Genomic DNA, 12,079 nt, shown 5'->3' on the forward strand with positions numbered 1-12,079 from the left:
GCCGACCGTCGCCGCCAAGGGTCTGGCCATGAAGTCCGGCTTCAAGCGGCCGGCCCCAAGGCACCCGGCGCCACGGCCCCGGCCACCACCGAGGCGGCCCCGGCCACCGACGCGGCTTCGGCGGCTAGTCCGACTCCGGCCACCGAGGCGGCTCCGGCCGAACCGGCCGAGGCCGAGACCCCCGCCGAGGCGGAGACGGCCACGGAGGCCGCGGTCGACGCTCCGGCCGAGGCGAACGGAACAGCGTCCAACGGCACCGAGTCCAACGGCACCGCGGTCGCCCCGCCGACCGCCAGGCCCGGCGGCCTCGGCTTCAAGGCGGGCGCGAAGGCGCCCGGCCGCAAGAGCTGACCCGCGGCCGGTCCTGAACGAACAGTGCGGCGTGGATCCCCCCGGATCCACGCCGCACTGCTGTCTGCCCGCGGCCCGATCAGCAGGGATTCGATTCCCCGCACTTCCCCACCGACAGCACCGCCTCGCCCGCGCCGATCGGGACCCCGACGCGAGTGTCCGGCCGACGTCCCTTCCCGGTCGCGTCCGTCGACCGCGAGAAGAACACCCCCGCGGCCTGCATGGTGTCCTGCGCGTCCTGCAGATTCATGCAGGCCACCGCGGGCATGACCGCCGCAGCGGCCGACGCCCACCGCAGGTCGCGTGCGGCGCGCTGTCGTGTAGCGCGCGCCGAATCGCTGCCCTCGATAACGCATCGGGACACCGCGACCCGACGGCGCACCGCCGGCCGCCTGCGGCACGCTCGGGCCGGTCGCCGGCAACGGCGACGCGCTCGGTCCGGTCGTCGTGGCGGGCACGACCACCGGCACCGGCTCGTCGCGGTCGCAACCGGCGCCGAGGAGGTCACCGGCGTCGTGGACGATCGTGTCGCGCGCGCCGAATCGCTGCCCCCGGTAGCGCATCCGGCCACCGCGAGCATGGCCGGGACGGCCGACGCCGGATAGGTCCTGTGCCGCGTGCTGTGCCCCGGTAACGACGACTTCCGCCGCCCGGTCAGCAATCCTGCAGGGCCGCCTTGACGTATCCGACCGACTGGTAGACGTAGTCGTAGGCCCAGCGCCACGCCGCGAGGTCCGGCTCGGGGTCGACGAACAGCAGTTCGCCGGGCCAGCACCGGCCGAGGATGTAGCGGGCGCGGGAGATGTGCGGGGTGAAGGTGACGACGATGACCCGCTGCCAGCCGCCCGCGCGCGCGAGTCGCGCCAGCTCGCGGCCTTCGCCGAGGGTGGTGCGCGGCGCCGGATCGAAGCAGTGGACGTCGAAGCTGTAGCCGCCGTGGCAGATCCGGTTGATCATCGGCGAGTGCTCGTAGGGATTCGAGACGAGGACGCGGGGCGCGTATCCCTCGGCAGCGAGCCGGAGGCCGAGTTGTTCGCGCCCGTCGTGGGCGCCGCCGAGGATCAGGACGGCGTCGGCGCGCTGCGGCGGGTCGACCCGCGGGCGCACGTAGACGGGCCACAGCGCCGCCGTCACCGCGAGGACGACGGCGGCCGCGAGCCCCGCGACGACCACGCTGCGCCTGCTCATACCCGCAGCCTATCCGCCCACGTCAGCGGGCCTCGACTCCCGCGATACCGCCGCACATGAACGCATCGTCGCAGGTAGAAACGTTTTCGCCGGGTCCGCGTCGCCACCTGTACATCTACTGTTGCGCGCGCCCTCGCCTGCCTGACGCGGCGTAGCCACGCTCGGCACCTACCAACAGGAGTATGCGATGCACAGTCTTCGGAACGGGGTACCTGGGCGCCACGCACGCGGCGTGCATGGCGGAGCTGGGACATGACGTGCTCGGGGTGGACGTCGACCCGGGCAAGGTGGCCAAACTGGCCGACGGGGTGGTCCCCTTCTACGAGCCGGGCCTGGACGAGGTGCTGCAACGCAACCTCGCCGCGGGCCGACTACGTTTCACGACCGACTACGAAATGGCCGCCGACCACGGCGACCTGCACTTCCTCGGTGTCGGCACGCCCCAGAAGAAGGGCGAGTACGGCGCCGACCTGAAATACGTCAACGCCGTGGTCGACACGCTGGCCCCGATGCTGGAGCGGCCCGCCACGATCGTCGGCAAGTCGACGGTGCCGGTCGGCACGGCGGCGGCGCTGGGCGAACGCGCTCGGGCGAAAGCGGGGGTCGAGGTCGAGGTCGCCTGGAATCCGGAGTTCCTGCGCGAGGGTTTCGCCGTCCAGGACACCCTGCGCCCGGACCGTCTGGTCCTGGGCGTCGACCGCGGGCGCGAGGCCGCCGAGCGGGTCGAGCGGCAGATCCGCGAGCTGTACGCCGATCTGCTCGCCGCGGAAATTCCTTTCCTGAGCACGGATCTGGCCACCGCGGAATTGGTGAAAGTTTCGGCGAACGCCTTTCTCGCGACAAAGATTTCGTTCATCAACGCGGTATCGGAAGTTTGTGAGGCGACCGGCGCCGACGTGACGGTGCTGGCCGACGCGCTGGGATACGACGCGCGTATCGGTCGCCGTTTCCTCAATGCGGGCCTGGGTTTCGGCGGCGGCTGCCTGCCCAAGGACATTCGCGCGTTCATGGCGCGTTCGGGGGAACTCGGCGCCGATCATGCGGTCGCATTCCTGCGCGAGGTCGACAACATCAACATGCGCCGCCGGACCAAAGTCGTCGACATGGCGGCGCGCGCGTGCGGCGGTTCGTTGCTCGGCGCGAATGTCGCGGTCCTCGGCGCGGCCTTCAAGCCGGAATCCGACGACGTGCGTGATTCGCCCGCCCTGAACGTCGCCGGGATGATCCAGCTGCACGGCGCGGTGGTGACCGTCTACGACCCGAAAGCCGTGGAGAATTCGCGCCGGGTGTTCCCGACCCTGAACTACGCCACGTCGGTCGCCGAGGCGTGCGATCGCGCCGATGTGGTACTGGTTCTGACCGAATGGCGCGAATTCACGACTTTGACTCCCGCCGACTTGAATCCGGTGGTACGTTCCCGTTCGATCATCGACGGCCGAAACTGCCTCGACCGCACTGCCTGGCGCGATGCGGGCTGGGTGTACGCCGGACTCGGTACCCCGTAGAGTGGCCGCGTAAGCGGGTGACGGGATGGTCTGACGATGAATTCGGTAACGGGAGTTTCGGTGGGTGCCGGTTCGGTGCGCCTGGCGCGCCCTGCGCCGGGTGGCATGCTCCCGTTCGCTTTCGACGTGCACTCGCTACCGATGCCCGAACACCAGGTGGACGAGGCCGCGGCCGAAGCGGTCGCCGGCGCGCTGATCTCCGCCGAGCCGTCGGCCACCGCCATCACCTTCCGGAGCGAACCGCAGGCCAGGGCGGTGCGATCCGCGCTCGCCCGGCGCCAGCTCACCAACTATCAGCTGATCCCGGAGGCGGTCGCCGCGCTGCATTTCGCGCACGCCACGTGCGATCTGCGCGAGGTGACGACGCTCGCGGTCTACGACCTCGGCAGTTCCGGGCTGACGGTGAGCGTGGTCAACGCCCGCACCGGCGACATCCGGCACACCGAGCGCAGCAGCGACATCAGCGGCGACTACCTCGATTCCCTCATCCGCGAACAGCAGATCGCCTCGGGCCGGATCGCCCATCCGGCCGACCCCGCCGGCCTGGCCGCCCTGGACGCGCAGTGCCGGGCCGCCAAGGAACAGCTGTCGACGAGCAACGCGGTCGCGCTGCCCAGCGAGCAGGGCCTCGTGCTGCTGACCCGGGAGAACTTCGAATCGCTGATGATGCTGGCGATCGAGTCCTCGGCGCGGCTGGCCAGGGACGCGATCATCCGCGCCCAGTACCCCGTGCAGGCGATCCTGGTGATCGGCGGCGGCGCCCGCATCCCGCTGGTCGCCGGGGTGCTGGAGCGGACGATCGGGGTGCCGGTCATCGTGCCCGAGGAGCCGGAGACCGTTCTGGCGCGCGGCGCGGCCCTGCTGGCCACCCCGGCGGTGGCGGCGCCCGCCCCCGTGCAGACCGCGGCGCCGGCGCCGCAGGGCGCGGCGTACGGCGAGGACGACATCACCCCCGCCTGGCTGACCGCCCCCGCGCGCCGCAGCCGCAATCCCCTGGACGCGTTGACGTCCCGCAGCGGCCATTCCCGCCGCGAGCTGAATGTCGCGGCCCTGACGGTGACCTCGCTCGTCGTGGTCGCCGCGATCGGTCTCGGCCTCGGTTACGGCCCGCAGGTCCTCGAGCGCGGCTCGCAGAGCCCGGAGGACGCCCAGGCGGTGCCCGCGTCGACCACGCCGCGGCAGAGCGGCGTCACCCCCAACACGACCACCGCCCCGACGCCGAGCGAGCTGCAGCACGAGACCGCCGCCGCCCCGCCGTCCTACGCGCCCCAGCAGACGACCGAGGCGCCGGTGACCACGCCGGGCCCGAACACCTTCACGGTGCCGGGCCTGCCGCCCATCGTCATGCCGACGCTGCCGCCGATCGTCGTGCCGGGGTTCCCGCAGTAGCGGTGCTCAGTGCCGGGCGTGCCGCGCCCGGCGCGGCGCCTCCACCTGGGGCTTGCTGCCGAAGGGCCGCGCGAGCAACACCGCGATGGCGGTCGTCAGCGGCACCGAGAGGGCGAGGGCGATACCGCCGACCGCGGAGCGGGCGATCTCGATCGCCACGGCGTCGCCGGTGAGCACGTCGCGCATGGACCGTCCCGCCACGCTGAACAGCAGCAGCAGCGGCAGCGCGCCACCGGCGTAGGCGAGCACCAGCGTGTAGACCGTGCTGGCGATGTGGTCGCGCCCGACGCGCATCGTCGCCGCGAAGACCTCGCGGCGGGAGGCGCCTTCGTCGAGCGCGGCGAGTTCGAAGGCGGCCGACGCCTGGGTGATGGTGACGTCGTTGAGCACACCGAGCGAGCCGATGATGAAGCCGGCCAGCAGCAGGCCGGTGATGCTGACGTGCTGCAGGTAGGTGGCGACGTTGGTGTTCTGCTCCTCCGACAGCCCGGTCAGGTGGGTGACCTCGAGCGCCAGCCAGGACAGCACGGCCGCGAGCACCATCGAGGCCAGCGTGCCGAGCAGCGCCGAGCTGGTCCGCAGGTTGACCCCGTGCGCGAGGTAGAGCACCGCGTAGAGGATGAGCGAGCCGGCCACCAGCGCCACGGGGACGGCGGGTTTCCCGTCCAGCAGCGCGGGCAGCAGGAACACCACCACGACGGCGAAGGCGAAGCCGAGGCCGAGCAGCGCGCGGATGCCGCGCCAGCGCGCGACGAGGGCGATGACGACCACGAAGGCGATCACGATCAGTGTCAGGGGGAGCCCGCGCGCGTAGTCCTCGAAGGAGTAGAGGGTGGCGCCGGAGGGATCCTGCTGGCGGATGACGCGGATCTTGTCGCCCGCGGCGAGGTCGGGCTGGCCGGGGCCTGGGGCGATCTCGAACAGCGTGTAGCTGCCCTCGTTCGGCCCGGAGTCGATGGAGATGATGCTGCGCTGGCAGGTGTAGGCGTTGGCGCGGGGCGGGACCGGCTTGTCGGGGAAGACCTTTCCGATCGACGGGCTGCCGCACGCGCCGACGTCCTGCTGCACGACGGTGCCCGCCTCGGTCTGGACGGCGCCGCCGCCCGCGTTCTGCATGGGCAGGGGGATGTCGACGTGCTGCTTGCTCGGCCACAGCACGACGGTGGCGATCAGCACGATCACCCCGATGACGGCCAGGAGCCCGACGACCACCCGGGCCGCGGTGTCACCGATGGCGATGGGCCCGGAGTGGTCGTGATGGTGGTGATGATGATCGCTCACGGTCCCCGAGCTTAAGGGATTTCATTTTCAACACCGCACCGTGGAAACAAAACTCCCCGCGTCCGGGTTGGCTACCGGACGCGGGGAGTCGACGTAGAGGGGGCGGCGGAGAGCAGGGGGATGTCTCCGCCGCCCGCAGGCAGGCGCCCAGGGGGGTAGGCGCGCGTACCTGAGGCCTCCAGTTGTCCAGGGGGGGTAGACAACCGGGCCGGGCGCCCGAAGCGCCGGGTCCTACTGTACACAAACCTCACGGTTTTGCACTAGTAGGTCGATAAAAAACCCAAAATTCCGAACTCAAGGTCTGTTTTCCCAGGTTCTGGCCTGTTGACCGACCGGTGAGTAACCCCGACACCTCACGTCGTGGTGCATCGTAGGGTGAGTCTGCCGCACAGAGCGCGAAGGCCCCGGAGCGGGGGTCCGCTCCGGGGCCTCAGGCGGCCGGGATCACTGCCGATAGCCGGCCAGGAAATTGCCGAAGCGCTCGATCGCCACCGCCAGGTCCCGCGCCCACGGCAGCGTCACGATGCGCAGATGGTCGTGGTTCGGCCAGTTGAAGCCGGTGCCCTGGACCATGAGGATCTTCTCCTGCAGCAGCAGGTCGAGCACCAGCTTGGCGTCGTCGTGGATCTCGTGCACGTTCGGGTCGAGCCGGGGGAAGGCGTACAGCGCGCCGCGCGGCTTCACACACGACACCCCCGGGATCATGTTCAGCCGCTCCCAGGCCACGTCGCGCTGCTCGAGCAGGCGCCCGCCCGGCAGGATGAGATCCTCGATGCTCTGATGCCCGCCGAGGGCGACCTGGATCGCGTGCTGCGCGGGCACGTTCGGGCACAGCCGCGACGACGCAAGCAGATCGATGCCCTCCAGGAAACCGCGCGCGTGCTCCTTGGGCCCGGTGATCGCCAGCCAGCCCGAGCGGTAGCCGGCCACCCGGTACGCCTTGGACAGGCCGTTGAAGGTCAGGCACAGCAGGTCGGGCGCCAGCGACGCCAGCGAGATGTGCTTGGCGTCGTCGTAGAGGATCTTGTCGTAGATCTCGTCGGCCAGCAGCAGCAGATTGTGCTTGCGCGCCAGGTCGACGAGCTGCTGGAGCACCTCGGTGGAGTACACCGCGCCCGTCGGGTTGTTCGGGTTGATCACCAGCAGCGCCTTGGTGCGGTCGGTGATCTTGGCCTCGATGTCGGCGATGTCGGGCTGCCAGCCGTTGGCCTCGTCGCACAGGTAGTGCACGGGGGTACCGCCCGCCAGGCTGGTCATCGCCGTCCACAGCGGGTAGTCCGGCGCCGGGATCAGCACCTCGTCGCCGTTGTTCAGCAGCGCCTGCATGGTGATGGTGATCAGCTCAGAGACCCCGTTGCCCAGGTAGACGTCGTCGACGTCGAGCTCGGGAAAGCCGGGGACCAGCTCGTAGCGGGTCACGATGGCCCGGCGCGCGGGCAGGATGCCCTTGGACTCGGAGTAGCCCTGCGCGTACGGCAGCGCGGCGATGATGTCGCGCATGATCACATCGGGGGCCTCGAAACCGAACGGCGCCGGGTTGCCGATGTTGAGCTTCAGGATCCGGTGCCCCTCGGCCTCCAGCCGCGCGGCGTGCGCGTGCACCGGTCCACGAATCTCGTAGACCACGTTCTGCAGCTTCGTGGACTGCTCCAGCACGCGCGGCGGGACATAGGGATGTTGAGGCACAGTTGACATTGTGCCGCGCCCGGCGCACCCGGTGTTCGCGGACCCGGGAAACGGCAGGTCAGACGGGTTGCTCAGCGCCCTGGCGGGATGCCGGCGGCCGCGGTCGACCCGCAGAACTCCTCGATCCGCTCGTCGAGCTGCCTCGCCTCCAGCGCGTCGCGATAGCGGGGCGTGGAGATGCGCCTGCGCACCCCGGTCAGCCGTTCGCCGAGCTGGGCGATCCGCCGGTCCTCGGGCAGGTGCAGGACCGGGCTCAGCGCGGCGGTCGCGCCGTCCAGGCTGCCGTTGATGAGGTGGGCGGCGGCGTTGTCGACCCGGGCCAGCGACTCCGCGCCGTAGGAACGCTGCCGCGCCGGGCCCGCCGAGTACAGCTCGATGGCCGTCCCAGTGGCCTCCAGCGCGGCGTCGGCCCGCCCGAGGTGGATGTAGGTGGCGCCCGCGTAGTACTGGGCCTTGGCCGGGCCGAAGCCGAAGACGCCGCCGACCTCGTCGTGGAGTCCGCAGCGGCTCTCGGATTCCCGGGCCGCCGCCGCGGCGAGCAGGCAGCGATCGGTCTCGTCGGTGCTGCCGAGCTGCGACCAGATCCGCGCCTCGATGTTGTGCAGGCGCACCCGCGCGGTGGCGCTGTCGGCGAATTCCTGCCCGCTGCGCGCCAATTGGATGGCGTTGCGCGGCCGATCGGACCAGTATTCGATCAGGGCGTGCATGCCGCGGGTCCAGGCCCGCAACCCGTTGTGCCCGCACAGCTCCGCGTACGCCCACGCGGCCCTGATCTGCTCGCCCGCGGCGTCGAGATAACCGAGATCGGTGCTGGCGTTGGCCAGCAGGCCGGACAGGGTGCCCGCGAGCAGGTAGAGGTGCGAGGTGTCGACCGGCTTCTGATGCCCTTCCAGCAGCCGGTACACCCGGCGCCGCACGCGCAGCATCTCCACCATCATCGGCGCGGGCGCGGCGTGCACGTAGTCGTTCGCGATACGCCGGACATCCGCGTCGAGCTGGGCCAGCGTCGTGGCCCCCACATTCGTGCTCTCCGCTCCCGCCGCGTGCTCACTGGCCTCGTGCGCAGCCGCCATGATCAGATCCCTCTCCGAGACAACCCCCAGCGCAGTACCTTTCATCGCACCGGAGTCCACGAGCGCCAGCAGGTCGTCGTCGCTGCCCGCGGCCCGGCGGCGCGACGCGGCCGGCGGCGGCGCGAGCAGCGTGGCGAAACGGGCACGGACGACGTCGTCGGAACGCGCCAGCGAGGTGTCGAGCGCGGCCTGGTTCACCGGGCGCGGGCGCACCCGTGACCCGCCGGCCTCCCATTTCGACACCAACCGTTCGTGAACTCCGAGATGAGCCGCGAACTCGCGGATGCTCATCCGTTTGGCATCGCGAAGGGCACGGGCCTCTCTGCCTGTCCACTCCCCGACCACAGCGCAACCTTTCCGCAGACCAACGAATTCCAGAGTACGAGCGTTTCGGTGAGCCACACCACATCTGGAACACACACGCCGCCGAGATTCCGGCGCGTCACCGCGTTCTCCCGGCGTGTCGTTCGGTGTCAAAGGCAGTGAAAGGGCGGCGGAAGGAATACGTTTGGCGATTCCCCTCGGCGCGCGCACGCGCGACCCTGGACAGGTGGAAGCCAGAACCGTGGACGAGTGGGTCGACTGCTACCGAAGCGAATTCGGGCTACCGGTGCGCGAACGCGGCGGTTTCGTGATGCTGCCGATCACCGGCAGCCTGTGTGTCGTGCACCTGCCGACGGCGCGCGCCGAGCGCGTGCACACCGTGTTGAGCGAGCGGGGATCGGCGGGCCCGATGCTCGCCCGCCAGATCCGCTGGAGCCTGCTCGCGCACCCCGACTCCCGCCCCGGTGAGCGGCTCGCCGCGGAACTGACCCGGCTCGACATCGCGGTTCCCGCGGTGGGCAGCGCGGTCATGCTGCCGACGAGCCTGGGCCGGTGGAGCCGGGAGGGCTGCCACTGGGTGCGCCCGCCCAGCCGCGACGACGTCCTGCCGGAGCTCTCGCTGGTCCTCGACGCGGCGCTCGCGGTCGGTCAGCGGGTGGCCGCGGCGGCGACCCATTCGGGCGGCAGGGGGAAGTTGAGGTGGGACCGCGACGGGGTCGGCCCGCGCTGACCCTGATACTTCGAGCCCGCCGCGGCGCTGCCGTAGGGGTGTTCGGACGGGCTGGTCAGCCGGAACAGGCACAGCTGCCCGATCTTCATCCCCGGCCACAGCGTGATGGGCAGGTTGGCCACGTTGGACAGCTCGAGGGTGATGTGGCCGCTGAACCCGGGATCGATGAACCCGGCGGTGGAGTGGGTGAGGAGCCCGAGCCTGCCCAGGCTGGACTTGCCCTCGAGCCTGCCCGCGAGGTCGTCGGGCAGCGAGCACACCTCGAGGGTGGAGCCGAGCACGAACTCCCCGGGGTGCAGCACGAAGGGTTCGCCGGGGGCGGGCTCGACCAGGCTGGTGAGCTCGTCCTGCTGTTGGGCGGGGTCGATGTGGGTGTAGCGGGTGTTGTCGAAGACCCGGAACAACCCGTCCAGCCGCACATCGATGCTGGACGGCTGGACCAGCGAGTCCAGCATCGGCTCGACGCCGAGCCGTCCGGCGGCGATCTCCGCCCGGATGTCACGATCGGAAAGCAGCATGGGGTGAGTCTATGATAGTGTCGCGATCGCACCTGCCGGTGTGGTGTAGTGGCAACACGCTACCTTCCCAAGGTCGAATTGCGGGTTCGATTCCCGTCACCGGCTCCACGAAAAGCCTCCGTACGCGGGGGCTTTTCTCGTGTGTCGGCTTGCGCGCCGGCCCGTGTGGCCGTCTACTCGAGTCATGGTGGCCCGGGTGTTCGCTCTGCTGTGCGTCCTGCTCACCCTGGCGGCCTGTACCGGGTCACGCGAACGGACCGCGCACACCGACGACCGCGCCGAGCCGGTGACGCCGGGTACCACCGCCACGCAGACCCTCGACTTCGACGGCGCCGCACGCACTTTCCGCCTGCACCTGCCCGCCCGCTCGGCGGGCGACCTGCCGCTGGTGCTGATGCTGCACGGCGGCGCCGGGTCGGGCGAGCAGGCCGAGCTCGCCTACGGCTGGAACGCGCAGGCCGACCGCTCCGGGTTCGCGGTCGCCTACCCGGACGGCGTCGGCCGCGCCTGGAACGCCGGCGGGGGCTGCTGCGGATCCGCGGCCGCCGACCAGGTCGACGACGTCGGCTTCCTCAGCGCGCTGGTGCGCGAGCTGATCGACACCTGGCACATCGACCCGCGCCGGGTGTACGCGGCGGGCATGAGCAACGGCGGCATGATGGCCTACGCGCTGGCCTGCCGGACCGACCTGTTCGCCGCCATCGGGGCGGTCTCGGCGACCTCACTCGACGCGTGCGAGGCACCGAAACCGGTGTCGGTGATGCATATTCACGGTGGCGCGGACCGGCTGGTCCGGCTCGACGGGGAACGCGGCACGGGCATCGCCCGGATCGACGGGCCGCCGGTCGAGGAGGTCGCCGCGTTCTGGCGCGCCGTCGACGACTGCGGGCCCGCGTCCACGCGCACCGAGGGCCGGGTGAGCACGACGACGGCGGCCTGCGCGGCGGGCCGCGCGGTCACGACTGTCGTGAAAGACGGTGCGGGCCACCAGTGGCCGCACACCGACCCGAACGCCACGGCGCTGCTGTGGCAGTTCTTCGCCGCCCACCCGGGCTGACGGCCTCAGCCCGCGAAGAGCGTGCGGAACTTGCTGCCGTGGAAGACCAGCGGGTCCAGATCGTCCCGTGCCGCCAGCCGGTGCACGCGCAGGATCACCACGCGGTGATCGCCCGCGGGTACCTGGCTCTCGACGACGCCTTCGATCCAGGCCGTCGCGCCCTGGATGAACACCGCCTCGCCGGTCCCGCGATGCACGTCGGTCTCCCGGAAGCGGTCTCCGTTGCGACCGCCGAGGGCCTTGGCCGCGGCCTGCTGGTCGGTGCCGAGCAGGCTGAGGCCGAGATGCCCGGCCTGTTCGAGCCGCGGCCAGGTCGTCGAGCTGTTCTGCACGCAGAACGAGACCAGCGGCGGGTCGAGGGAGACCGGGACGAAGGTGGCCACCGCCAATCCGTGCGGCACACCGTCGATCTCGGCGCAGACCGCGACCACCCCGCTGGGGAAGTTCGCGAACGCGCGGCGCAGGCCGGCGCCGTCGGCGGGAAAGTCCAGCAGTTCGTGCATGATTCGGCGCCTCCGCCCGTCGTACTCGTCGGCAGCTCCTGGGGAGCCGCTCTCCAGTTCAGCACCGGCGGGCACGGACGGACAGGGTTGGAATCCGCGGGATTCCTACCCGGCGTGGCTCACTTGGCCAGGTCCACGCACTGGGTGGCGATCTTGGACTGCGAGGCGGTCGCCTTGGCCGCGTCCTCCTTGTCCAGCTGCTGGGCGGGGTCGCCCGGCTTGCTGCTGGCCACCATCACCTTCAGACCCGACTGCGACATCCCGGAGTCGATGAACACCTTGGCCGCGCAGTCGGCCAGCTTCGGGTTGCCCAGGCCCTTGTCCTGCAGCGCCTTCGACAGCTGAGCCTGAGTGACCGCGGGCTCGGCCGGTTCGTCGCTACCGCACGCCGACAACACCGGCAGCGCGAGCAGCGCCGCGGCGACCAGACAGATCCGCACCAGTTGTTCCTCTCGATCGGCCCACCGCCTCGGT

Annotated in this window: 13 protein-coding genes and 1 tRNA gene; 6 read left to right on the top strand and 8 right to left on the bottom strand. The window is 70.9% G+C overall.

Annotated features, from left to right (window positions below):
* Nucleotides 1-351 (top strand): hypothetical protein (locus ON36_RS26965; protein WP_043659266.1); only part of this gene is annotated, 351 nt, incomplete at its 5' end.
* A gap of 79 nt (nucleotides 352-430) precedes the next feature.
* Here the strand turns inward: ON36_RS26965 and ON36_RS26970 are convergent.
* Together ON36_RS26970 and ON36_RS26975 are read right to left on the bottom strand one after the other, a co-directional pair.
* A complete protein-coding gene (locus ON36_RS26970) occupies nucleotides 431-601 on the bottom strand; it encodes a calcium-binding protein (protein ID WP_245558216.1) in 171 nt (56 codons plus the stop codon).
* A gap of 404 nt (nucleotides 602-1,005) precedes the next feature.
* The gene (locus tag ON36_RS26975) at nucleotides 1,006-1,539 is read right to left on the bottom strand and encodes a YdcF family protein (protein WP_043659269.1); all 534 of its coding nucleotides are present in this window, start codon (nucleotides 1,537-1,539) and stop codon (nucleotides 1,006-1,008) included.
* Between the two features lie 182 nt (nucleotides 1,540-1,721).
* Here ON36_RS26975 and ON36_RS26980 point away from each other — a divergent pair, with 182 nt between their 5' ends.
* Entirely contained in the window at nucleotides 1,722-3,044 is a 1,323-nt protein-coding gene (locus tag ON36_RS26980; RefSeq protein ID WP_043659272.1) for a UDP-glucose dehydrogenase family protein, read from the top strand.
* A gap of 105 nt (nucleotides 3,045-3,149) precedes the next feature.
* Nucleotides 3,150-4,433: a DUF7159 family protein gene (locus ON36_RS26985; protein ID WP_506330736.1), complete on the top strand. Its 1,284-nt coding sequence runs from the start codon at nucleotides 3,150-3,152 to the stop codon at nucleotides 4,431-4,433.
* Between the two features lie 6 nt (nucleotides 4,434-4,439).
* Here the strand turns inward: ON36_RS26985 and ON36_RS26990 are convergent, their stop codons facing one another.
* From ON36_RS26990 to ON36_RS27000, 3 genes are all read right to left on the bottom strand, one after another.
* A complete protein-coding gene (locus tag ON36_RS26990; RefSeq protein WP_043659276.1) occupies nucleotides 4,440-5,714 on the bottom strand; it encodes a YibE/F family protein in 1,275 nt (424 codons plus the stop codon).
* 444 nt (nucleotides 5,715-6,158) lie between these two features.
* On the bottom strand, nucleotides 6,159-7,400 hold the full coding sequence (locus ON36_RS26995; RefSeq protein ID WP_245558218.1) for a pyridoxal phosphate-dependent aminotransferase: 1,242 nt from the start codon (nucleotides 7,398-7,400) through the stop codon (nucleotides 6,159-6,161).
* Nucleotides 7,401-7,471: 71 nt separating this feature from the next.
* Entirely contained in the window at nucleotides 7,472-8,818 is a 1,347-nt protein-coding gene (locus ON36_RS27000; RefSeq protein ID WP_043659281.1) for a helix-turn-helix domain-containing protein, read from the bottom strand.
* A gap of 205 nt (nucleotides 8,819-9,023) precedes the next feature.
* Here ON36_RS27000 and ON36_RS27005 point away from each other — a divergent pair, with 205 nt between their 5' ends.
* Complete coding sequence (locus ON36_RS27005; RefSeq protein ID WP_245558220.1) at nucleotides 9,024-9,527, top strand: hypothetical protein; 504 nt, start codon at nucleotides 9,024-9,026, stop codon at nucleotides 9,525-9,527.
* On the opposite strand, the gene dcd is transcribed toward ON36_RS27005, so the two are convergent.
* Nucleotides 9,446-10,045, bottom strand: a complete 600-nt coding sequence (gene dcd / locus ON36_RS27010; protein ID WP_043659284.1) for a dCTP deaminase — start codon at nucleotides 10,043-10,045, stop codon at nucleotides 9,446-9,448. The two genes, ON36_RS27005 and dcd, sit on opposite strands and share 82 nt — an antisense overlap.
* A 34-nt stretch (nucleotides 10,046-10,079) precedes the next feature.
* Here dcd and ON36_RS27015 point away from each other — a divergent pair.
* A tRNA-Gly gene (locus ON36_RS27015) sits at nucleotides 10,080-10,153 on the top strand.
* 76 nt (nucleotides 10,154-10,229) lie between these two features.
* A complete protein-coding gene (locus ON36_RS27020; protein ID WP_043659287.1) occupies nucleotides 10,230-11,102 on the top strand; it encodes an extracellular catalytic domain type 1 short-chain-length polyhydroxyalkanoate depolymerase in 873 nt (290 codons plus the stop codon).
* A 5-nt stretch (nucleotides 11,103-11,107) separates the two neighbouring features.
* On the opposite strand, the gene ON36_RS27025 is transcribed toward ON36_RS27020, so the two are convergent.
* Together ON36_RS27025 and ON36_RS27030 are read right to left on the bottom strand one after the other, a co-directional pair.
* Nucleotides 11,108-11,605, bottom strand: a complete 498-nt coding sequence (locus tag ON36_RS27025) for a flavin reductase family protein (RefSeq protein WP_043659290.1) — start codon at nucleotides 11,603-11,605, stop codon at nucleotides 11,108-11,110.
* A gap of 119 nt (nucleotides 11,606-11,724) precedes the next feature.
* Nucleotides 11,725-12,045, bottom strand: coding sequence for a hypothetical protein (locus ON36_RS27030; RefSeq protein WP_043659292.1), 321 nt, complete (start codon nucleotides 12,043-12,045; stop codon nucleotides 11,725-11,727).
* Nucleotides 12,046-12,079: the final 34 nt, after the last annotated feature.

The organism is Nocardia thailandica NBRC 100428, from assembly GCF_000308795.1.
Classification (GTDB): domain Bacteria; phylum Actinomycetota; class Actinomycetes; order Mycobacteriales; family Mycobacteriaceae; genus Nocardia; species Nocardia thailandica.